The organism is Exiguobacterium profundum (assembly GCF_001909285.1).
In the GTDB taxonomy this organism is placed as follows: domain Bacteria; phylum Bacillota; class Bacilli; order Exiguobacteriales; family Exiguobacteriaceae; genus Exiguobacterium; species Exiguobacterium profundum.
In genome coordinates this window covers 2,487,177-2,508,218 of the sequence record NZ_MRSV01000001.1, presented here as the reverse complement: position 1 = coordinate 2,508,218, position 21,042 = coordinate 2,487,177, and the positions used below count along the sequence as shown (strand labels likewise).

Genomic DNA, 21,042 nt, shown 5'->3' with positions numbered 1-21,042 from the left:
AACCGTGCGCAGCCGATCGTCTTGATGAGGAACTCTTCCTGTGCCGGCGTCGGGTGAAGCCTATATTTATAGCCTTTCAGCATGTCCGTCCCTCCTCCCTTCCGAAGATCGTGATGTGTCCTCCTCATCCGATACCCGTGGAGGGGGAGGGAGAATATGACATAATCACGAACTTTTGTTCGTAATTATGTCATAGGGAGAGAAGACTTTTGGACCGGGCGATTCATCTCCCACCTACGCTGGGCTACGCCCCGAGAAGCTTAGAGGAGGGAGAACTCTCGCCTGATTTAGTTAAAAGAAGACCTTGAAAACGTTCTAAATGTTGGGATTTTGTGACCACGCTGATTACTATAAATCACTTTTGAATGTGACTCATATATTCAGACACAGGAGATATTTCAATTCCCAGTGCTTCATCGATAATCGTCAAGGCACTTTCGTGACGTTTGGATGTTTCTGCCGCCACACAATCACGAGGTACATATATATCATAGTCACGCATATATGCATCATTGGCAGAAAAGAGGATACAAATATCCGTCGCGACTCCGGTTAAAATCAATTTCGTCACGTTTAACTGACGAAGTAAAATATCTAACTGAGTTCCAAAGAAAGTGGAGTGCCTTGGCTTTATAATAAAATACTCTTCATCTTCCGGTTCGATTTGCGAGGCAATATGTTCACCCTTAGAAGCTTTTACATACTCAATGATGTCTTCCGTGCTATCTTTCCATTGTCCGAAGTTATCATTACAATAAATGACGGGCAAGTCCAACTCTTTAAAATGCTTTTTAAGCTCGAGAATCGGTTCAACAATCGCTTCCGTATGTTTACGTAGCATGTCGCCACCTTCAAAATCAAAATCATTGAACAAATCAATAATGAGTAATGCCGTCTTAGACATATAAATACCTCCTTACTATAAAACTCCTATAGCAAAGAGGTACCACTTTTTCATTTGAAGTATGCTTATTCCGCAAACGTTTTACTGCGGAACATGAATGCCGTGATGAGATAGAAGGCGAGGATATGAAGGGCGACATAGAAAATCGAGAAGCCCATCGTAGCGTCCATCGCTTTCATAAACTCTGGGTTGACGTCATAGATTGAAAGGTCTGTATGCAAGAAGACAATCCATTTCGCAAGCTCAGGTTTCCAAGCGACGAGAAGGCCGCCGATAATACTTGAGGCGAAGTTTGCGAGCACCGTGAAACCGATGACAACGCCGACCGACTTGAAGACGACCGAGAACATGAGCGTCAAGAAGATGATGAAGATCGGTCCGCTCACACTGATGAGAATCGGACGGACGACATCCCATGTGACAGAGCCATCTAACGTGAGTGAGAACCCGAACGCGACGACTAAGATGAAAATGAATTGAAGCAACATGACGAGGACGGCCATGACGAGCTTCGACAATAAGATGCGGTCGCGAGAGTACGGGCTCATCAACAGGTGTTTCAACGTATCAAATTTCAATTCGTTCCCGACCATCTCTGCCGTAAAGACAATCGTAAAGATACTCAAGAAAGCGATGGCACCCATCGTTGAAAATTCAAAGAACGATGCCGCTTCTGGTGTCCCTTCACCACTGGCCAATACAGCGTATACGATAAGGATGATTGCCGTATACACGCCTAGAGCGACGTATGGTTTAATCGTACGACGCCATTTCATCCATTCATTGCTGAGTAATGAACGCATTGTTCGTACCTCCTTCTTTTTTCGTCAATTTCAAGAATTGTTCTTCGAGTGACTCGTGTTTCATGCCAATCTGATAGACGGCGATATCGCGCTCGATTAATTGTTTCAGTAAGACCGGAATGTCTGTCTCTTGACGCGGTACGATAAACGACTCGGCAGACTGCTGGACGATTTTCACATCATCGAAGGCGAGTGCTGCGACGTCAAGTGCCTCGTTCATCTGCTCCTTGGCAACTTTACAGAGGATGACGCTGTCAGCCTTCGTCTGTCCGTCTTCCACTGACTTGATTTGTCCTTGGTCAATGATTGCGAAACGGTCGGTGATCAATTCCATCTCGCTCAATAAATGGCTCGAGATAAGGATGGCGATTCCGCGGTGGTCCGCAAGATGGCGTAAGTAATTCCGAAGGTCGGCGATCCCGGCTGGGTCAAGACCGTTCGTCGGCTCATCTAAGATGAGCACTTTTGGGTTATGCAACAAGGCACGGGCAATCCCGAGGCGCTGTTTCATCCCGAGTGAGTACTGTTTGACTTTCATATCGAGCTTTCCGTCGAGTCCGACGAGGGCACCGAGTGCATTCAAGTCGACTTTTTTCAAGTTCGGAATCAAGTTCATCGCATGAATCAAGTTTTCCCGGCCCGTCATGTACGGATAGAATGCAGGATTCTCGACGATGGCCCCGATTCGGCTGAGCGCTTCTTGGCGGTTGTTCGCCACGTCATACCCATCGACTGTCACGGTCCCGTGCGTCGCAGGCATGAGACCTGTGATGATTCGAATAGTTGTCGTCTTCCCGGCGCCGTTCGGTCCGAGGAATCCGAAAATTTCTCCTGGAACAACGTCAAAACTGACATTTGTCAATACCGTTGCTTTTCCCATCTTTTTATGGACATTTTGTACGGATAACATGTGGTCACCTAGCTTTCTGTTAAGAGTAATAGTGTAATGCCTACACTCCCTATTACGGGGCTGTTTGAAATAAGGTTTCATCTTTTTTTGAAATTGTTGAAACAAATACATCAAGACACAATTTATCGATAAGCAAAACTTATTGAAATAGTATGGACGAATTGTGAATTTGTAAGGGTCTTTCTGCGACGAAAGGTGTAGTATGAAGTTGAGCGTAAGAGGCAAGATTTGGTTTTGTTCACCAGGGTAGGAGAAAGGTGAACTGCTTCGGGCTACATGTTAAAATGAAAGCGTTCACAGATTGAACGTTTAGGAATGGATAAGGGGGATTTATTCAATGGGAGAGTCGTCGAATGTTCACGAGAAATCGCAAGCATTTTATGGTCCTAACTTAGGCTACATCATTGAACTGTATGAACAATATTTGGAAGACCCATCATCGGTCGATGAAGAAACGCGTCGATATTTTGACGAAAATGGGGCACCGGAAACGTCGTCACCGACAGAAGTGCCGGTCTCGGGTCCATCGTTTGATTTAGAGAAGGTCGTCTCGGCGACGCGGCTCATCAACGATATCCGCGCTTTCGGTCATAAAGCAGCTGATATTTATCCACTAAAAGATCACCCGCGCGAGCAGGAACTATTCGAACTGTCACGTTATGATTTGACAGAAGAAGACTTAAAACAAATTCCGGCCCGCCTTTTATCAGACGATGCACCAAAACCAAACGCGAGCGCCTTAGAACTATTCCGTCACTTACTTGACGTTTATACAGGAACGGTCGCCATCGAACTCCGTCATTTAGATGACATGGAAGAGAAGAAGTGGATTCGTCGTCAAGTCGAACAAGGGGCGTTACAGCAAACCTTCTCGAAAGAAGAAAAAGTCGAGTTGTTCAAACGTTTGGCTGAAACCGAACTGTTTGAATCATTCCTTCATAAAACATACGTCGGACAAAAACGCTTCTCGATCGAAGGATTGGATGCGATGGTGCCACTTCTCGATGCGATGGTCGGAGGCCTCATTTCGAGTGGTTCGGAACATATCAACATCGGGATGGCCCACCGTGGACGTTTGAACGTACTTGCCCATGTTCTCGGCAAACCATACGAAATGATTTTTGCGGAGTTCCAGCACGCACCGAACAAAGAATTGATTCCATCTGAAGGGTCAATCGGTATCAACTTCGGTTGGTCAGGTGATGTGAAATATCACCTCGGTCTTGACCGGAAAGTGGTCGAACAGCAAAAAGAAGTCCGTCTCAACTTGGCGAACAACCCGAGTCACCTCGAGTTCGTCGGGTCGGTCGTCGAAGGATACACGCGTGCCGCACAAGATGACCGTTCTGAAAAAGGATCGGCTGTACAGCACGACGATTTGGCAGCCTCAATCTTGATCCACGGAGATGCGGCCTTCCCAGGACAAGGCATCGTCGCGGAGACACTCAACATGACGAACTTGACGGGTTACCGTACAGGTGGGACAGTTCACGTCATCGCCAATAACACGATCGGTTTCACAACGGACCCGAACGATTCACGGTCGACGCGTTACGCAAGTGATATCGCCAAAGGCTACGAGATTCCGGTCTTCCATGTAAATGCGGATGATCCGGAGGCATGTGTTGCCGTCGCGAAGTTGATTAGTGAGTATCGTGCCAAGTTCCATAAAGATATCTTGGTCGACTTGATCGGGTACCGTCGTTACGGTCACAATGAAATGGACGAACCGATGAACACGAACCCGGTCCTTTACAAAGCCATCAAAGGACACCAGTCTGTCCGTCACGTCTATGCCGCACGACTTGAGGAAGAAGGCGTCATGACGAAAGATGAGAAAACGCAAATCGAACAAAAAATCGAACAGGCCTTGAAGGCGGCACGTGATCTCGTTCCTTCTGAAGAAGAAGATGCAGACATCGTGTTACCGGATGCGGTCCATAAAGGATTCCCGAAAGTCGACACGAGCGTCGAACGAGAATTCCTCACGCAATTGAATGAAGAGTTATTGAACTGGCCGGAAGGCTTTGGTGTCTTCCATAAGCTTCAAAAAGTACTCGACCGTCGCCGTGACGCGTTCAGCGAAGGTGGGAAAATTGACTGGGGTCATGCGGAGACGCTCGCCTTCGCGTCAATTCTTTCAGATGGTACGCCGGTCCGCTTGAGCGGTCAAGATTCAGAGCGCGGAACGTTCGCCCAACGGAACATCATGTTGAACGATGTCGAGTCAGGTAAGAAATTCTCGCCACTCCATGAGTTGTCGACGGCGAAAGCATCGTTCTCGGTCTATAACAGCCCGCTCTCAGAAGGTTCGGTGCTTGGATTTGAATATGGCTACAACGTATTCGCACAAGGTACACTCGTCCTGTGGGAAGCACAATACGGTGACTTCGCGAACTCGGCACAAGTCATGTTCGACCAGTTCATCTCGGCGGGACGCGCGAAATGGGGTCAAAAATCAGGCCTCGTCATGCTCTTGCCGCACGGTTACGAAGGTCAAGGGCCGGAGCACTCAAGTGCACGTATGGAACGCTACTTGACACTTGCCGGGGAGAAAAACTGGACGGTCGCAAATCTTTCGTCTGCGGCACAATATTTCCATATTCTTCGTCGTCAAGCAGAGATGCTCGGGAAAGAAGAGATTCGTCCGATGATCATCATGACACCGAAGAGTCTGCTTCGTCACCCGCTCGCCACGTCACCAGTCGAGGCGTTTACGGAAGAGAGCTTCAAGCCGATCGTCGAACAGCCAGGTCTCGGGGAGAACACAGAGAAAGTTGAACGTCTTGTTTTCTGCACAGGGAAAATGGCGATCGACCTCGCGGAAGCGGTCGGCAAGTCAGAAGAGTCACTCGACTTCTTGCATATCATCCGTGTCGAAGAAATCTACCCGTTCCCGGTTCGTGAGATTCGTGATGTCATCAGCCGTTATCCGAACGCGCGTGAAATCGTCTGGGTTCAAGAAGAACCGAAAAACATGGGGGCTTGGACATATATCGAGCCTCGTTTAGAAGCGGTCACAACGAACCGACTCGATGTCCGTTATATCGGCCGTCGCCGTCGTTCGAGTCCGGCTGAAGGGAATCCGACAGCTCATAAACAAGAACAAGCACGCATCATCCGTGAAGCACTCTCTCGTGACGTCGTCTCGAGCGGTGCAGGCACGAGCACATATCAAAAAGATCGTAAATAAGTTAAGGGGGAACTCATTGTGATCGAAATCAAAGTACCGGAATTAGCAGAGTCCATTACGGAAGGAACGGTCGCGACATGGCTCAAACAGCCAGGCGACCAAGTCGAAAAAGGGGAAGCAATCGTCGAGCTCGAGACAGATAAAGTCAATATCGAAGTCCCGGCTGACGAAGCGGGTGTGTTAGAAGAACAACTTGCCGGAGAAGGGGACACGGTTCAAGTCGGTGAAGTCATCGCACGTCTCGGTTCAGGTTCTGGTGGCGGAACGGCTGTCGCGACGAAGACGAAGACGGAAAACGCGACAGAAACGAAAACAGAAGCACCGACTGAGAAAAAGACAGAGTCTATTGAAGAAGGCAAGAAAGTCGAGAAACGTGAAGAGCACGTGGCGAGCCCGGGTAAAGGACCAATCGCGACACCTGCTGCACGCAAGCTCGCTCGAGAGAAAGGCATTGATCTCTCAGCCGTTCAAACGAATGATCCAATCGGGCGCATCAACGTCCATGATGTATCGAGACATGAAGAGAAACCGGCTGTGAAAGAGCAGAAACCAGCTGCTGCCACTCCGGCACCACAACCGGCAGCGAGTGGAAAAGAAGAAGAGCGCATCAAAATGACACGTCGTCGTCAAACGATTGCGAACCGTCTCGTCGAAGTGCAACAGACGGCAGCGATGCTCACAACGTTCAACGAAATCGATATGTCGGCGGTCATGGCACTTCGTAAACGTCGCCAAGAGAAGTTCGTGAAAGACAACGATGTCAAACTCGGCTTCATGTCGTTCTTCACGAAAGCAGCAGTGGCAGCTCTCAAGCGGATGCCTTACTTGAACGCTGAAATCCAAGGCAACGAAATCGTCTTGAAGAAATATTATGATATCGGGATTGCCGTATCGGCTCCAGATGGTCTCGTCGTTCCGGTCGTCCGTGAAGCGGACCGCAAAAACTTCGGGGAAATCGAGAAAGATATCCTTCACCTCGCGGACAAAGCGCGTAACAACAAGCTCGGGTTGAGTGATTTGACAGGTGGTACGTTCACAATTACAAACGGTGGCGTGTTCGGTTCACTCCTCTCAACACCAATCTTGAACGGACCGCAAGTCGCCATCCTTGGGATGCACTCGATTCAACTCCGTCCAGTCGCAATCGATGCGGATACAATGGAGAACCGTCCAATGATGTACGTGGCACTCTCATATGACCACCGAATCGTAGATGGTCGTGAGGCTGTGACATTCCTCAAGCACATCAAAGACATGATTGAAGATCCAGAACAATTGTTGTTCGAAGCGTAAGAACAGGAAGTACTCGCTCCTATATAGGGGCGAGTGCTTTTTTACGTCAGGTTTTAGAAAAAATCTTATTATAGTTTTTTTTGTTGAGTAAATATTTATGATGAAAATCAACGAGAAAAGACAATCGCGTCGATGCGATGCAACTGATCACCCATCAAAAAGTCTTGGCGACAGAAAAAGCGGGTGCCATCTCGATGACACATGAAAATCTGAAAGAGGTTCGTGACTATTTGGAGTTGTTGCGCGACAAGAATAAAATCAAAAACGATGACTATCTTCAACTCGGCGGAATCATTGAACGATGGGGACAAGCCATCTTCGATGAAATCGATATAGAACAGGACGTATTGTTAGAGGAAATGTATGCTGTCATTGGATTCTTGAACGGACTGGCGACACGTGCAGAAGAAAGACGTGGATACGGAAACGGAAGAATAAGCAAAAGGAGTTCATCATGAACTCCTTTTTGCATGGGGAAACGATGTCATGAGAGCGACTCATGGAAGGAAAGTTGGTGTTTCCCGTTCGCTTTTGACCGATATAACGCTTCGTCCGCTTGTTCGATAGCGATGTGCGGTGGTTCCGGTGGACTCCAAATGGACGAACCGATACTAGCCCCGACTTTCACCGATACGATGTCTAGCGTAATCGGTTCAGAAATCATCTCGATGAGTGTGTTTCCGACCTCCCGAATCTGTTGGGTCGAACGCTCAGTCCTTGGGAACATGAGGAAGAACTCATCTCCGCTCAATCGGACGGGGTAAACCTCCTCGATGGGGAGCGCCCGTAACCGGTGTGCGACCTCGACCAATACCTCGTCCCCGACCGCATGACCATATGTATCATTCACCGCCTTGAAGCCGTCGAGATCGAGATAAAAGAAGACGTACGGTTCTTGCGAGGTGTGTAGTTGATTCAGCTGTTCACGTAGGGCGATCCGGTTTGAAAGACCGGTCAGTGCGTCACGGTTTGCTAGTTTTTCAAAGTGTACCCGCTCCGATTCAGACTCTGTCAGGGAGGTGACGAGCGATTCGAGCGCGAACGCGAGCGACTCAATCTCTTCGATTCCTGATTGATGGGGGAACGTGTTCGCTTTCCCTTGTTCCATGAGCGAAGCCGTTTCGGTGATTCGCTTCAACGGTCTCGTCACGATCGAAGCGAGTAGCCAACCGAGTACAGCCGTCACAAGTGAGGCCAATAAACCAATCCATAGAATTCTCGTTTCAAGTGTCTCGACTGGTGCAAACGCGACTGCCGTCGGCTGACGGACGACGACCTGCCAACCAAGTCCAGGATATTCATCATATCCTTCTCCGATTGACATGCCTGTCAGATAGTCTTGACCGTCATCCCACTCTTTCACGGAGGCGCCTTCTGTAAAGGATACAGGGAGTGGCTTTCCGACCATGTCGTCTGGACCGAGGAGCACGACACTGTCTCGTTCACTGATGACGAATAAATCCGTATCATCGACTTGTTCATGAAGCGTTCGATTGAAATGTTCGAGTACTTCTTTCCCCCAGGCCCAGCTTAAATGAGTGGCAAGTACCCCTTGAAACGAGCCGTCCTGGAAAAGCGGGACACTGATATCGACGAATTGGAGCGGTTCTCCCGTCGGATTCGGCAATAATTCAGCTAAGAGAACTGCCTCGTGGACATCTCCGATAAATGGGGAATCTTGCGCTTCAAGATAAACCGGTCGTTCCGCAATCGATGCCCCTTCGAGAATCCCGTTCGTCGAAGCGACGACGGTCCCGTCCGCATCCGTGACGCCCATCCAAGAGAAGGCGGGGATGTTTGATTGGACTTGGTCGAGGAGTCGACGTGTCTCGTCTCGGTCTTCTAAATCGAGGCCTTGTAAGAGTTGGACTTCTTGATAGCGTGACCACATATAAAAATCGAGTTTGTCCGCCAATTGATGTGATGTCGTCGAGAGGCGTTCCCCGATTTCTTTCTCGAGCGCGTCAGATGCCCGGTGACTGATGAGGGAAGTGAGTGCGATCGTCAGTAAAAAGACGAGCGTGGCAATGCTGAGCGCCAAAATGAGTCCGAGGCGCATCGTAAAAGACTTGATCATGCGTAAATAAACCTCCTAAAGCTTGAATTAAAGAGAATTATGAAAAACGAGTCGATATCATGATAGGAAGAAGAGCTTCCGCTATAATGAAAGGCGAGTCGAAAATAGATAGAGGTGAAGAAAATGAAAAAGAATCAATTGTTGGTCATCTTGACCATCGTCGCGGTCGCATTAATCGCATTGGTGTTCGTCTTACTCAACCAAGATGAGTCGACGACAGCTGAGCGTGGCGATCACGTCTCGATTGAAGGACAACCGACACTCGGAAACCCGGACGCAAAAGTATCGGTCGTCGAGTTCGGAGATTACAAGTGTCCTTCGTGTAAACAGTGGGGTGAAACGATTTACCCGCAACTGAAAGCGGATTATCTCGACAAGGAAGACGTCAGCTTCAGCTATATTAACGTCTTGTTCCACGGACAAGAATCGATCTTGGCATCCCTCGCTTCCGAGTCGGTATACGAGCAAGACCCTGAGTCGTTCTGGAAGTTCCATAAGGCGCTCTACGATGCGCAACCGGAATCACAACAACATGACAATGCGTGGGTGACCGTCGAGAAGCTGAAAGAAATCGCAGGCGAGACGACATCGGTCGACTTGGCGAAGTTTGAGCAAGACCTTGGGGAAGAATCGACCGTACTTGAAAAAGTCAGTACGGATGACGGTCTTGTAAAAGAGAACGGTGTTCAATTCACCCCGTCCATCATGATCAACGGCGTGATGCTCGAAGACCCGTTCGATTACGAAAAAATCCAAGAGCTGATCGAGCAGGATTTGTAAGATGAAATCATTTCTCGAAAAGTATGGGTTATACCTCGCTTGGCTCGTCTCGTTGACGGCGACGCTCGGCAGTCTCTACTTCAGTGAGATTCGGGAGTTCGTGCCATGTGAGCTATGTTGGATTCAACGTATCTTTATGTATCCGCTGACCATCCTCTTGGGAATTGCCGTCTTCACGGACGATCGGGCGGTTCGGAAATATGTGTTACCGCTTACTATCATAGGCGGTTTCGTATCACTTTACCATTACTTGGTACAGAAAGTGCCAGGTTTTGCAGAAATTCAACCTTGTGCACAAGGAGTTCCGTGTAGCGGTCAATACATTAACTGGCTCGGGTTCATCACGATCCCGTTCCTCGCATTGACGGCTTTCACGCTCATCACAATCCTCATGTGGAACGTCAAAAAGCGATAAGGAGTTGGCACGTGTGAAGAAATGGTGGATGATTGGTTTGACGACGATGCTCATCGTCCTAGCAGGATGTGGTCAAGAGATTGAGGATCCGCTCAACTGGGAAGTCGAATCGTTCGAATATACGAATCAAGATGAAGAAATGGTCAGTCTTGACGATTTAAAAGGGAAAGTGTGGATGGCGGATTTCGTTTTTACAAGCTGTGAGACAGTCTGTCCACCGATGACATACAATATGACAAAGCTGAATGAAGCGCTTGAAGAAGAGGGCGTCGAAGACGTGCAATTCGTTTCCTTCAGCGTCGACCCGACGGTGGACACTCCGGAGAAGATGAAAGAGTTTATGAGTGGCTATGACCTTGCGAAAGCAGATTGGCAGTTCCTCTCAGGCTACTCGCAAGACGAGATTGAAACGTTTGCCCAACAGAACTTCAAGGCGCTCGTCCGGAAGCCTGACGAAGGTACACAAGTCGACCACGGCACGTATTTCTATTTGGTCGACCAGGAAGGAAAAATCATCAAGGCGTATCCTGGTTTCCAAAACGTTCCGACCGAAGACATCATCAACGACATTAAAATCTTGCAAAAATCTTAACCGAAGACCTGCTCCACCAAACACGGGTGGGCAGGTCTTTTTGGTTTAAGAGAACTGCTATAATGGAATAAGCAGAATGCTCAATGAAGAGCACGCCATTTTTTGAAAGATAGGCGAATCAATATACTTTCTCGTATTGAAACGGCGAAGGCACGCTATAATCAATTCAACGAACTATTAGAAAAGAGGACCTACATGAAAAAGACGATGTTGCTCTCATTGGTTGGAATGGCGGCTGTCACCGGAACGATTCTGACACAGTACAAACCACTTGGACGAAAGCCGAAATCGCTTCAATCTCCGAACCGGATCAATGGAAAGTTCCGTAATCAATATGAGACACCGATGAACTTCTCTGCGCAAGACATGGTGTCGATGGCGCGCGACTATCGTGATGTGACGTCACTGCGTAAGCCTACCGAACGTCTTCCGATCGTGCCAATCGATTTTGAGGAGAAGACGGGCTCGAGCTTCACAAGAATCTATTGGCTCGGTCATTCGGCGCTCATGGTACAAATGGACGGGAAGACGATGCTCGTCGATCCGATGTTTGGACGTAGCCCATCCCCACTCCCGTTCGCTAAAAACGAACGCTTCAGTGAAGACTTGCCGTTCGAACTCGAGGACTTGCCCGAAATCGATGTCGTCTTATTGACGCATGACCATTACGACCATCTCGATTATGGAACGATTCTTGCCATCAAAGACAGGGTCGCCATGTTCATCGTACCGCTCGGGGTAGGGAGTCATTTGAAACGATGGGGTGTCGGGGCAGAACGAATCGTAGAACGGGATTGGGGCGAGTCGTATGCGTTCGGGTCGTGGACATTCGTCTGTACGCCGGCGCGTCACTTCTCCGGTCGCTCGTTGACGGACCGCAACAGCACACTCTGGGCATCATGGGTCGTCCTCGGTGAGACGGACCGACTCTTCTTCAGTGGGGATAGTGGCTACGCTCCGCATTTCAAGATGATTGGCGAACAGTACGGGCCGTTTGATTTTGCCGCACTTGAATGCGGGCAATATGACGTGCGCTGGCCAGACGTCCATATGCAACCGGAAGAGACCGCGCAAGCGTTTCACGATTTACGGGCCGACCAAATGATGCCGATCCATTGGGGGGCGTTCACGCTGTCGTTCCACGATTGGTTCGACCCAGCGGAACAGATGGCGTCTCTTTTACCGAAAGAAGTCGTCCTCACTCCGAAGATTGGGGAGCGGATCACGCTCGACGGTCGGAATGATACGACGACGTGGTGGCGAGAGCTCGAAGACGCAAACAAGCGATGACCTCGGTCACCGCTTGTTTTTTTGTTAGGAAGACATCTTCTCTGTGGAATCTTCCTCGATATGCAATTGATGCTTTCTCGTGTATACAAGAAATGCGCCGGTCATCGCAATCGAACTAATTCCAAACAAGACGACCATGAGCTGAAGTCCAATCAAATCGAGGAAGAATCCAGTCACGAGAAGGACGACTTGGAAGATGATCCGGTCGAGCATGTTTCGGAACGAGAAGAAACGACCGTGATATTCTTTTGGCATCCGTGTTTGGAAAATCGTGACCGCCGTCGGGAAGAAACATCCGACCGAGAAGCCGAAGAGAACGAACGCAGCAATGGACATGAACGGGATGTCCGCAAAATAGAGCATCAGTTGGGCGACACCGATTAAAAACGAGAACGAGAATAAAATCGAGAACGCCGAGAATTTTTCTCCGATCCGTTTAATCATAAAGGCACCTGTCATGAAGGCGAGTCCCTCTGCCGTATAAATCCATCCTTTAATCGCTGTCGAATCTTGCAACTCACTGATATTGATGACGAGCAAGTTGAATCCTCCGATGAAGAGGAGCGGGATGAGCGTCATGACGAGTGTCATGAAGATGACGGGAATCGATTTGATGATTGGGAAGACGTCTTTGAAACCGCTCGACGCTTTCGCATCGACCTTTTTCGCCGAGGGCGTTTTCGTCTCATCGAGTTTCAAGAAGAGCGTCGCGACCGCTAGCAACAGGTAGGCGACGAGCGAGAGCGCGTAGACGTTACGGAGCGAGATCAGTGTCAAAAGGACACCTGCAATCGCCGTCCCGATGACACGTGACAACGTCGAGACGTTCATATGGACGCCGTTCAAGGCGAGAAGCTCCCGTTCTTTCACGATGAGCGGAATCGCTGCCTGCAGGGCAGGGAAATAAAATGCGGCCGATCCTTGTAAGATGATTAAAAAGACGACCATCCACACGACCGAATTCGTTTCGATGGCGACGAACATGAAGATCACGCTGAGCGCCCGGACGATGCTCGAGATGAGCATGATTTTTTTCTTAGAACCTTGGTCGGTCAAGCGACCCGCGAGCGGACCGATGGCGACCCCGGCAAGTAAACCGATGGCGAGAATGACCGCCTTCACAAAGTCAGAGGGGACACGGTCTTGCATAAATTCCAAGTTCCCGATGATGCCGAGCCATAGACCAAGACCGGCGACGAATTCGCCCGTCAAGATGATCCAGACGTTCCGATTTTTCCACATAGATGTATTCCTCGATTCTTATCTGTTGATAATAATTATGCTTGAGAATGATTCATTTAGCCACAAAAAAGAAGCCGATGTTCGGCTTCTTCATCAATCAAATATCACAGTTGTCGTCAGTGCACGTCGCACCGTTCGAAAGGACTTGGATTGTCGGATTGTTCTCAGACCAGACTTTTTCGAGCACTTGCGTGAACGCTTCTGTCGGCTGAGCACCGGACACCCCGTACTTGTTGTCGAATACGAAGAACGGCACACCCGTGATGCCGAGGTCGTTCGCGCGCTTCTCTTCTGCACGTACCTCTTCCGTATACATGTCAGTCGTCAAGACGTCACGAACCGCGTCAGAATCGAGTCCGACGCTTGTCGCGATTTCAAGCAGCACATCGTGATTCCCGATGTGTTTCGCATCGACGAAGTACGCCTGAAGCAACGCTTCCGACAATTCTTTCTCTTTCCCGACCGTCTTCGCGTAATGCGTCAAGCGATGCGAGTCGAGCGTCCCCGTCACGACCATGTTCTCAAAATCATAATCGAGTCCGACTTCGCGGGCTTGTGCAGCGACTTGAGCCGTCGTCCCTTTCGCCTGTTCGATCGGCATGCCATACTTCGTAGCAAGCGCTTCATAGATGGTACGTGAATCGTCCGTCGAGGCGTTCGGGTCGAGCTCGAAACTCTTGAATTCGACTTCGACTTGATCTGCCTGTGGGAACTGTTCGAGCGCCTCTTCTAGACGACGCTTTCCGATATAACAAAACGGGCAGACATAATCTGACCATACTTCAATTTTCATGATGAATCCCTCCTGTCCTTAGTGTAGGAAATCTTGAATTCAAAGTACAGAAAACGGCTCATGAAAAAAGCCCTCCACGAGGAGGACTTAAAAGACGTACCAGAATACACAGACGAAGTGAGCGAAGCTTCCGAACAAGATGAACAGATGGAACACTTCATGGAAACCCCATCCTCGCCAGTTGACGAATTTTGGTTTGAACCCATAAATGAGTCCGCCAATCGTATACATGACGCCCCCGAGGACGAGCCAGAAGATACCGGCGTTGCCGATCACGTCATGGAGCGGTCCGATAAAGAAGACGGACAGCCATCCCATCCCGATATAGAGCGCGGTCGACAAGAAACGCGGGGCATGGAACCAAACGAGTTTGAAGATAATGCCGAACAAGGCGAGTGCGTGTACGGTACCGAAGAGGACCCACCGCGTCGGTCCTTCGAGCGCGAGTAACGTGAGCGGTGCGTATGTACCCGCAATCAACGCGTAAATCATCGCATGATCGATTCTCCGGAAGAAAGCGATGACGTTCGGTGAGGCGATGATGCTATGGTATAGACCTGACGATAAGTAAAGAAAGACGAGGCTGATTCCAAATAGAATCGCGGCCATAATGGCAAGCGGCGAGCCGAGTAACGAGGCTTTGACGACCATCGCGATGAGCGCGATGAAAGCCAGTACCGCACCGGCAAGATGCGTCAATGCGTTGATGGGTTCACGGAAAATCGAATGCATGTAAAACACTCCTTATCACATCATGTAGTATCGATAACTACATGATATACTGAAGAGGAACAAACAGCAAGGTGTACCTTTCGACAAATGGAAGTTTTCTTTATACTTAGGAAGTGAGGTGAGGTAGATGAAAGCGAAGGACATTACCGAAACGGAAGGCACACTCCCGCGGGACGTGCTACCGACCATCGATTTATACATGGATCAGGTCATCCAGCTGTTCGAGCAGCATTATGGGAAGATGAAGCGAAACGAGGATGAGACCATTTTGACGAAGACGATGATCAACAACTATGCCAAGGGCAAGTTGTTTCATCCAGTCAAAAATAAAAAGTATACAAATGAACATCTGATGTTACTCAGTTTGATTTATGAGATGAAAGGTCTCTTGTCGATCAGTGATATTAAGGAGACGCTCCGACCGTTGAACGAGTCGGATGAGACGTTCTCACTTGAAGACTTCTACGAGGCCTATCAGGCTCAGAAAGTGAAGAACCTAGAAGCGTTTGAATCCCAGGCGGACACGCTATTAAGTACATCGCTCGAAAAAGAGAGCGGTGTCAAGCGAACGCTTGCCATCGCGTCTGCCGTTCATATGAGCCACTTGTATCAGCGGTTGGCCGAACAATTGATCGATGAGAACTAAAACAACTCCTCCGCAGACAAATCGTCTGCGGAGGAGTTGTTTTTTAATTGTTGATATATTTCTCGTAAACCGTACCGAAGTCTTTACGGTTCCATTCATGATAGTGACGTTGTAGCCAATCGAACGATTGCTCGTTCAATTCCTTGAACGTGTTCGGGACGTTCATGTCACCTTCACGGAGTCCGCTCAAAATCGACACCGAGTGTGTGAGCGACGTATTCGCATACTCCATCATGCGACGGCCTTCCCGCTGAATCTCTTCAATCGCGAGGAGTGCCTTGTACAAATCTTTCACGTGCTCGATTTGCTTCTTGTTGATATCGATTGAGTATGGCTTGTCGCCGATTGTGAATTTGACTTCGACATCGAGGTCGACGGTGCCGGCTGTCTCGAACATGACGTGCTTAATCGGATAGTGTGCGTAAGGGTAACGATACAGAACTCGTTTCGAACTCATCGCGCTCGTCCCGTCGAGGTGAATCATACCTAAGTTTGTAAAGCAGTACTCATCCGATTTTGATTTGATCAAGAAGTAGATCTTTTCGTTATCCTCATGGAGGACGTAATCATCCGAGTCCGCCTTATCGAAATCGGACGGGTCGATCACCTCACCGATGTCGCTGAAGCCAGTCAAATCAGAAGCTAGTTTTTTGAACATGTCATTCACTCCTCAGTAATGGATTTTATGCATCTCTTTCGGGTCGGACCCGGTCCGCTCGTCACGATTGAGCGCATCAATGGCCGCCATCTCTTCTTTCGTCAACGTGAAGTCGAATACCTGTATGTTTTCTTTGATTCGACTCGGTGTGACCGATTTTGGAATCACAGCGACTCCGTTCTGTAAATGCCAACGCAAGATCACTTGAGCCGGTGACTTGCCGTGAGCGTTCGCAATCTTGACAATCGTCTCATCTTCGAGCGCTTCGCGTCCTTTCATGAGTGGACTCCACGCTTGAATTTGGATGTCATATCGTTTGCAGAATGCAATCAGTTCTTTCTGAGACAAATATGGATGGATCTCGACCTGGTTCACGGCCGGGACGATTGAGCATGATTGAATGATTTGTTCCAAATGCTCGATCTCAAAGTTCGAGACCCCGATTGCTCGGACGCGTCCTTCTTCATACAACTGTTCGAGTGCTTTGTACGTTTCGACGAATTTACCGAAACGAGGCATCGGCCAGTGGATGAGGAACAAGTCGACATACTCGAGTCCGAGCCGATCTAGGCTATCCTGAAACGCTTGGAGCGCCTCGTCGAATCCGTGAAACTCGTTCCAAAGCTTTGTCGTCACAAAGACGTCCTCTCGTGGGATGCCTGCTTCACGAAGCGCTTGTCCGACACTCTCTTCATTTTGATAAATCGCAGCCGTATCGATCAATCGATAGTCTGCATCGAGCGCAGCTTTGACCGTATCGACCGTCACCGCGCCATCTTCGACCTTATAGACACCGAGCCCGAGCATCGGCATCTTGACGTCATTATTCAACGTCGTCCATTCCATAAAAAATCCCTCCCTCTCGTCTATAACGTTACCGAAATTTTGGATGAAGGGAAAGGAAAAACTACAGACGGATGCTTTCCCCGTGCGCCTTGATCACAATTTGGTCACGGTCGAGTTTTGCGGCCGCGACGAGACGATGATACGGTTCCTCGACAGGCTCATAAGAAAGGACGAACGTGTCCCAATGCATCGGGAAGAAACGCTTCGCTCCACTCTCTTTGTACATCATCCAAGCCTGTTCCGGAGTACAGTGCGCTTCCTGGAACGAGTCCGGTTGATAAGCACCGATGGGGAAAAAGGCGAGGTCGATCGGTTCACGATCGGCGAGTCCTTTGAAGGAGTCGGTGTACGCCGTGTCTCCTGCGAAGAGCATACGAATCCCTTTGTATTTGAGCAGGTATCCATTGTACCCCATATGTTTGTCCCACGGGAAACGATTGCCCCAGTGCTTGACGGGAATGGCGCGGACATCGAGTCCATTCGCAAGTGTCACTTTGTCATGTGGATGCAGTTCAAGCGTCTGCAGACTCTGGTATCGGCGCAACAGCCGGCTCGTCCCAGGAGCAGAGACGACAATCGTCTCGCGAGTGATGAGTCGCTTCAAACTTTTATGGTCAAAGTGGTCCATATGGGCATGGCTGAGTAGGATGACATCGACCGGGCCGACCTCCTCAATGGAGAGGGCCGGAGCGGTGTGACGTTTCATGCCGACTGTCAGCGGTCCGAGATGGACACCGATTCGTTTTGAGAAGACGGGGTCTGTTAAAATCTTGAGCCCATACCAATGAATGAGGACCGTCGAATGCCCGATCCACGTCGCCTGCACATGCGTCTCATCAATGGTTGTCAGTTCTGGACGTTCCGGCCATTTAAAACGCGGACGGGGGAGCCGTCGTTTGAATCGTGTATAGAGAAACGTTCCGACGCTCGCCAAGACGGCACTCGGAACGAGGATGCGTCGACGCATCATGCATCACCTCACTGTTCGAATATACTGTCATCATATCGCGAGGACAGGTGCACCGCATCCGCCTAAAGGAGTAGAAAAAATGGGAGATTGTGGGGTACACTCTTGCGAATCCGCTTTCAATTTGATAAGGTGGCAGTAACTTAGGAAAGAGAGGTATACCGTGCCATGAAAAATACACGTTCACTCCAACGATGAGACGAATCATCACTGTTCGCTTGAACAGTCACGGGTGAAGTGTGTCCATTTTTTCAAATACGGGAAGCGCTCGTTTTCCTCTTTGAACGGATTCCTTCACACCACCGCTTTGAAGCGGATGGTGTTTTTTGTTTCATCGCGTATCGGATTCATAAGCGAGGTGAAACAGATGTTAGCAGTAAAACAAGTCCGGTTTGACTATGACCGGAAACCATTATTTGACGCGGTCTCGTTCGAGGTCGCGGCTGGAGAGCGTGCCGTATTATTCGGACTGAACGGGAGCGGGAAGACGACGCTCTTCCGACTCGTGACCGGGGAGTTGACCCCTCAAGCCGGGAGGATTGAACGTCAAGGAGAGGTCGGACTCGTCCGACAGACCATCGAATCGACAGATATGACCGTACTTGAGTGGACGATGCGCAGTGATCGTGAACGATATGCGCTCTATGAAGATGTTTCTTCTGGTGACGAGAAGCGTGTCATGCGGTCCTATGAACGGGCGCTCGCACTCGATGTGTATAACTTGGAACAAGAGGCGACAAGAGCATTGACTCGACTTGGGCTGGAGGAGCACCTCTTCCGAAACATTAACGAGTTAAGCGGAGGCGAGAAGACGCGAGCTCAGCTCTCAACACTGACGATGAAGCGGGTGGACCTCGTCCTGCTCGACGAACCGACGAACCATCTCGATCTCGAGTCGATTGACTGGCTCACGAAGTGGTTGAACCAGTTCAAGGGGACAGTGCTCATCATCTCACACGACCGTCAACTGATGGACGATGTCGCAACGACCATTCTTGAACTGTCAGGCGGACTAGTCACTCGATACCCGGGAAATTATACGGCGTATAAGCATCAAAAAGAAGAAGAACGCGTGCGTGATGAGCGAGCTCGTGCTCGATACGAGAACCGAAAGGCAGAACTGCTCGAGATGATTGCCCAATACAAAGGGTGGCATTTGAAGGCGAAAGCGACAGCGAGTGTCCGCAGTCCAGGAGCGCAAAAGGGAGCGGCCAATCTCGCAGTCAAAATGAAGGCGAGAGAACAGAAGTTAAGGCAGCTCGAAGACAATCGTCCACAAAAACCAAAAGAGGAGAAACCCATCTCCGTCCGTTTTGCGGCGGATGAGCTCGAAGCGAAGACGTGGCTGACGTGTGAGGATGTGACGTTTGGATACGACAATCCGTTTTATGAACCGTTTTCCTTCTCGATGAATAAAGGAGAGCGGATCTCGATCACCGGACCAAACGGAAGCGGAAAAACGACATTATTAAACGTGCTGATCGGTGAGCGAGTACCACACTCGGGCGTGATCAAGCGACATCCTCGTCTGAAGATCGGATATTTCTCACAAACGCTCGGGCGTCTTCCGGAGACCGGGACGTTACTTGAGGCGTTACTCGCCAATAGTGAGATCGGAGAGACGGAGGCGAGGACGTTGCTCGCTCACTTCTTGTTCCGGCGAGATGAAGTGTACCGACCGATTACCGAGGCGAGCATGGGGGAAAAGTGTCGAATCGCGTTTCTCATCTTGTACTTCTCGGATGCCCATCTGTTGGCATTAGATGAACCGACGAACTATTTAGATGTGGCGACACGCGAACAAATCGAGGCGGCCTTATCCGTCTATCCGGGTGGATTATTGTTGATTTCCCACGACCGCTACTTTCATCGTCTGACTTCGCGCACGATTGAATTAGGAGAGCACATTGTCATACGTGAGAACGATGAGCGCGATGAACCGGTCGATGTCGAACAAATGGTCAGAACGATGGACGAATTGACAAAAGATGAATTGAAATTTTTTGATGAAGCAGGAAACCTCCTACCATTTGACGAAACGAGTGAAATGAATCGAATCGAGTAGGAGTGAAGAACATGAATGGAGGAAGATTGTCGCGTGCGACGACGCGGAAGCGTAAACGCGTGTTCCGTATCACGACGGCATTGGCATTAATGCTCGCCTTGGTCGGGATCATCGCGTTCGCGGCACTGATTGACAAGAAACAGGACTCGGCTTTACCGGAATCTGATGAGATTGCCACGGAAATGGTCGACTCCGAGTCGGAACAACCGGCTGATGCTGATGCTGAGACGGAATCAGCAGATAAGATTTATATCGGGCAACCGTATACGAAAGTATACGCGGATGACCGGGTCACGGTCGTTTATGAAGCCGACTTGGGTGATCGATTTGAACGGTTGGAGACGGTAAGTGGATTTGTGAAAGTTCAGTTGAACGAGCGGTTGACCGGCTGGGTAACAGAAGAAAGTGTGACGACAGAAGCGACAGCTTTATCGGATGACGAGGTGATTGCCGCTTGGCAACAAGTCGTCCCGAACGCTTCTGAGTCCGTCCTTGACTGGATTGGAAAAGATCTCGAAACCGTCCGTGCGGAGCTCGGCAGTCCTTCTGCCGTTCAACGTGACCAAGTGAACGACTATCATTTCTATGATGGATTCTTCCTCATGGTCCGGGACCAAAAAGTACGGGCCGTTGATTGGGACAAGCAAGCCATCTCGACACCAGACGTACAACCGACTCGCGAACAAGCGACCGGAATTTGGTTCGAGGGTGAGACGGTCCAATTGAAACTGTTCCCTTATAGCGGCGTCATGCGTGGTCCGTCTGGAGCAAAAATGAGACAAAGCGGGAGAGTTCATTCTCCCGTTTTTTTTTATTGTTTTTCATTCAAATGAACG

General features: G+C 49.5%; 21 protein-coding genes. 10 read left to right on the top strand and 11 right to left on the bottom strand.

Going from position 1 to position 21,042, the window contains the following annotated elements; all coding sequences use genetic code 11:
* The 4 genes from BBB58_RS15485 to BBB58_RS12905 all read right to left on the bottom strand — a co-directional run.
* Window positions 1-83: helix-turn-helix domain-containing protein (locus BBB58_RS15485; RefSeq protein ID WP_244150790.1), on the bottom strand; the 83-nt coding region annotated here is incomplete at its 3' end.
* Window positions 84-355: 272 nt separating this feature from the next.
* On the bottom strand, window positions 356-904 hold the full coding sequence (locus tag BBB58_RS12915; RefSeq protein ID WP_015881013.1) for a cysteine hydrolase family protein: 549 nt from the start codon (window positions 902-904) through the stop codon (window positions 356-358).
* 65 nt (window positions 905-969) lie between these two features.
* On the bottom strand, window positions 970-1,707 hold the full coding sequence (locus tag BBB58_RS12910; RefSeq protein ID WP_074037620.1) for a DUF2705 family protein: 738 nt from the start codon (window positions 1,705-1,707) through the stop codon (window positions 970-972).
* A complete protein-coding gene (locus BBB58_RS12905; RefSeq protein ID WP_074037619.1) occupies window positions 1,685-2,617 on the bottom strand; it encodes an ABC transporter ATP-binding protein in 933 nt (310 codons plus the stop codon). The genes BBB58_RS12910 and BBB58_RS12905 overlap by 23 nt, the downstream gene beginning before the upstream one ends.
* Before the next feature lie 337 nt (window positions 2,618-2,954).
* Here BBB58_RS12905 and BBB58_RS12900 point away from each other — a divergent pair, with 337 nt between their 5' ends.
* The 3 genes from BBB58_RS12900 to BBB58_RS12890 all read left to right on the top strand — a co-directional run bounded on the left by BBB58_RS12900 (window position 2,955) and on the right by BBB58_RS12890 (window position 7,561).
* Window positions 2,955-5,810, top strand: a complete 2,856-nt coding sequence (locus BBB58_RS12900) for a 2-oxoglutarate dehydrogenase E1 component (protein WP_074037618.1) — start codon at window positions 2,955-2,957, stop codon at window positions 5,808-5,810.
* 18 nt (window positions 5,811-5,828) lie between these two features.
* The gene (gene odhB / locus BBB58_RS12895; protein WP_074037617.1) at window positions 5,829-7,103 is read left to right on the top strand and encodes a 2-oxoglutarate dehydrogenase complex dihydrolipoyllysine-residue succinyltransferase; all 1,275 of its coding nucleotides are present in this window, start codon (window positions 5,829-5,831) and stop codon (window positions 7,101-7,103) included.
* Window positions 7,104-7,240: 137 nt separating this feature from the next.
* Window positions 7,241-7,561 carry a DUF6241 domain-containing protein gene (locus BBB58_RS12890; protein WP_074037616.1) on the top strand — a complete coding sequence of 107 codons (321 nt, stop codon included), beginning with the start codon at window positions 7,241-7,243 and terminating at the stop codon, window positions 7,559-7,561.
* A gap of 26 nt (window positions 7,562-7,587) precedes the next feature.
* On the opposite strand, the gene BBB58_RS12885 is transcribed toward BBB58_RS12890, so the two are convergent.
* Window positions 7,588-9,180, bottom strand: coding sequence for a diguanylate cyclase domain-containing protein (locus BBB58_RS12885; protein ID WP_074037615.1), 1,593 nt, complete (start codon window positions 9,178-9,180; stop codon window positions 7,588-7,590).
* A gap of 123 nt (window positions 9,181-9,303) precedes the next feature.
* Between BBB58_RS12885 and BBB58_RS12880 the strand changes: the two genes are divergently transcribed.
* The 4 genes from BBB58_RS12880 to BBB58_RS12865 all read left to right on the top strand — a co-directional run bounded on the left by BBB58_RS12880 (window position 9,304) and on the right by BBB58_RS12865 (window position 12,257).
* Window positions 9,304-9,960, top strand: a complete 657-nt coding sequence (locus BBB58_RS12880) for a DsbA family protein (protein ID WP_074037614.1) — start codon at window positions 9,304-9,306, stop codon at window positions 9,958-9,960.
* Between the two features lies 1 nt (window position 9,961).
* Window positions 9,962-10,375 carry a disulfide oxidoreductase gene (locus BBB58_RS12875; RefSeq protein ID WP_047795569.1) on the top strand — a complete coding sequence of 138 codons (414 nt, stop codon included), beginning with the start codon at window positions 9,962-9,964 and terminating at the stop codon, window positions 10,373-10,375.
* Window positions 10,376-10,388: 13 nt separating this feature from the next.
* Window positions 10,389-10,967 (top strand): SCO family protein, encoded by a 579-nt coding sequence (locus BBB58_RS12870; protein ID WP_031421282.1) that lies wholly within the window; start codon window positions 10,389-10,391, stop codon window positions 10,965-10,967.
* Window positions 10,968-11,162: 195 nt separating this feature from the next.
* A complete protein-coding gene (locus tag BBB58_RS12865) occupies window positions 11,163-12,257 on the top strand; it encodes an MBL fold metallo-hydrolase (RefSeq protein WP_074037613.1) in 1,095 nt (364 codons plus the stop codon).
* A gap of 24 nt (window positions 12,258-12,281) precedes the next feature.
* Here the strand turns inward: BBB58_RS12865 and BBB58_RS12860 are convergent, their stop codons facing one another.
* From BBB58_RS12860 to trhA, 3 genes are all read right to left on the bottom strand, one after another.
* The gene (locus BBB58_RS12860; RefSeq protein WP_074037612.1) at window positions 12,282-13,499 is read right to left on the bottom strand and encodes an MFS transporter; all 1,218 of its coding nucleotides are present in this window, start codon (window positions 13,497-13,499) and stop codon (window positions 12,282-12,284) included.
* 97 nt (window positions 13,500-13,596) lie between these two features.
* A complete protein-coding gene (locus BBB58_RS12855) occupies window positions 13,597-14,292 on the bottom strand; it encodes a DsbA family oxidoreductase (RefSeq protein ID WP_074037611.1) in 696 nt (231 codons plus the stop codon).
* Between the two features lie 87 nt (window positions 14,293-14,379).
* Window positions 14,380-15,024 (bottom strand): PAQR family membrane homeostasis protein TrhA, encoded by a 645-nt coding sequence (trhA, locus tag BBB58_RS12850; RefSeq protein ID WP_031421292.1) that lies wholly within the window; start codon window positions 15,022-15,024, stop codon window positions 14,380-14,382.
* A gap of 127 nt (window positions 15,025-15,151) precedes the next feature.
* Here trhA and BBB58_RS12845 point away from each other — a divergent pair, with 127 nt between their 5' ends.
* Window positions 15,152-15,670: a DUF1836 domain-containing protein gene (locus tag BBB58_RS12845; RefSeq protein ID WP_074037610.1), complete on the top strand. Its 519-nt coding sequence runs from the start codon at window positions 15,152-15,154 to the stop codon at window positions 15,668-15,670.
* A 43-nt stretch (window positions 15,671-15,713) separates the two neighbouring features.
* Here BBB58_RS12845 and BBB58_RS12840 read toward each other — a convergent pair whose 3' ends face one another.
* The 3 genes from BBB58_RS12840 to BBB58_RS12830 all read right to left on the bottom strand — a co-directional run bounded on the left by BBB58_RS12840 (window position 15,714) and on the right by BBB58_RS12830 (window position 18,141).
* On the bottom strand, window positions 15,714-16,328 hold the full coding sequence (locus BBB58_RS12840) for a PH domain-containing protein (protein WP_015881030.1): 615 nt from the start codon (window positions 16,326-16,328) through the stop codon (window positions 15,714-15,716).
* Window positions 16,329-16,340: 12 nt separating this feature from the next.
* Window positions 16,341-17,174 carry an aldo/keto reductase gene (locus tag BBB58_RS12835; RefSeq protein WP_031421296.1) on the bottom strand — a complete coding sequence of 278 codons (834 nt, stop codon included), beginning with the start codon at window positions 17,172-17,174 and terminating at the stop codon, window positions 16,341-16,343.
* Between the two features lie 61 nt (window positions 17,175-17,235).
* Window positions 17,236-18,141, bottom strand: a complete 906-nt coding sequence (locus BBB58_RS12830; protein WP_244150750.1) for an MBL fold metallo-hydrolase — start codon at window positions 18,139-18,141, stop codon at window positions 17,236-17,238.
* Window positions 18,142-18,508: 367 nt separating this feature from the next.
* Between BBB58_RS12830 and abc-f the strand changes: the two genes are divergently transcribed.
* Together abc-f and BBB58_RS12820 are read left to right on the top strand one after the other, a co-directional pair.
* On the top strand, window positions 18,509-20,206 hold the full coding sequence (abc-f, locus tag BBB58_RS12825) for a ribosomal protection-like ABC-F family protein (RefSeq protein ID WP_074037608.1): 1,698 nt from the start codon (window positions 18,509-18,511) through the stop codon (window positions 20,204-20,206).
* An 11-nt stretch (window positions 20,207-20,217) separates the two neighbouring features.
* Complete coding sequence (locus BBB58_RS12820; RefSeq protein ID WP_244150749.1) at window positions 20,218-21,039, top strand: hypothetical protein; 822 nt, start codon at window positions 20,218-20,220, stop codon at window positions 21,037-21,039.
* Window positions 21,040-21,042 lie beyond the last annotated feature (3 nt).

Bases quoted from the DNA above. Each gene is read 5' to 3' on its own strand.
- BBB58_RS12915 (WP_015881013.1), bottom strand. From the start codon at position 904: ATGTCTAAGACGGCATTACTCATTATTGATTTGTTCAATGATTTTGAT.
- BBB58_RS12910 (WP_074037620.1), bottom strand. From the start codon at position 1,707: ATGCGTTCATTACTCAGCAATGAATGGATGAAATGGCGTCGTACGATT.
- BBB58_RS12905 (WP_074037619.1), bottom strand. From the start codon at position 2,617: ATGTTATCCGTACAAAATGTCCATAAAAAGATGGGAAAAGCAACGGTA.
- BBB58_RS12900 (WP_074037618.1), top strand. From the start codon at position 2,955: ATGGGAGAGTCGTCGAATGTTCACGAGAAATCGCAAGCATTTTATGGT.
- BBB58_RS12890 (WP_074037616.1), top strand. From the start codon at position 7,241: ATGCAACTGATCACCCATCAAAAAGTCTTGGCGACAGAAAAAGCGGGT.
- BBB58_RS12885 (WP_074037615.1), bottom strand. From the start codon at position 9,180: ATGATCAAGTCTTTTACGATGCGCCTCGGACTCATTTTGGCGCTCAGC.
- BBB58_RS12880 (WP_074037614.1), top strand. From the start codon at position 9,304: ATGAAAAAGAATCAATTGTTGGTCATCTTGACCATCGTCGCGGTCGCA.
- BBB58_RS12875 (WP_047795569.1), top strand. From the start codon at position 9,962: ATGAAATCATTTCTCGAAAAGTATGGGTTATACCTCGCTTGGCTCGTC.
- BBB58_RS12865 (WP_074037613.1), top strand. From the start codon at position 11,163: ATGAAAAAGACGATGTTGCTCTCATTGGTTGGAATGGCGGCTGTCACC.
- BBB58_RS12860 (WP_074037612.1), bottom strand. From the start codon at position 13,499: ATGTGGAAAAATCGGAACGTCTGGATCATCTTGACGGGCGAATTCGTC.
- BBB58_RS12855 (WP_074037611.1), bottom strand. From the start codon at position 14,292: ATGAAAATTGAAGTATGGTCAGATTATGTCTGCCCGTTTTGTTATATC.
- trhA (WP_031421292.1), bottom strand. From the start codon at position 15,024: ATGCATTCGATTTTCCGTGAACCCATCAACGCATTGACGCATCTTGCC.
- BBB58_RS12845 (WP_074037610.1), top strand. From the start codon at position 15,152: ATGAAAGCGAAGGACATTACCGAAACGGAAGGCACACTCCCGCGGGAC.
- BBB58_RS12840 (WP_015881030.1), bottom strand. From the start codon at position 16,328: ATGTTCAAAAAACTAGCTTCTGATTTGACTGGCTTCAGCGACATCGGT.
- BBB58_RS12835 (WP_031421296.1), bottom strand. From the start codon at position 17,174: ATGGAATGGACGACGTTGAATAATGACGTCAAGATGCCGATGCTCGGG.
- BBB58_RS12830 (WP_244150750.1), bottom strand. From the start codon at position 18,141: ATGCGTCGACGCATCCTCGTTCCGAGTGCCGTCTTGGCGAGCGTCGGA.
- abc-f (WP_074037608.1), top strand. From the start codon at position 18,509: ATGTTAGCAGTAAAACAAGTCCGGTTTGACTATGACCGGAAACCATTA.
- BBB58_RS12820 (WP_244150749.1), top strand. From the start codon at position 20,218: ATGAATGGAGGAAGATTGTCGCGTGCGACGACGCGGAAGCGTAAACGC.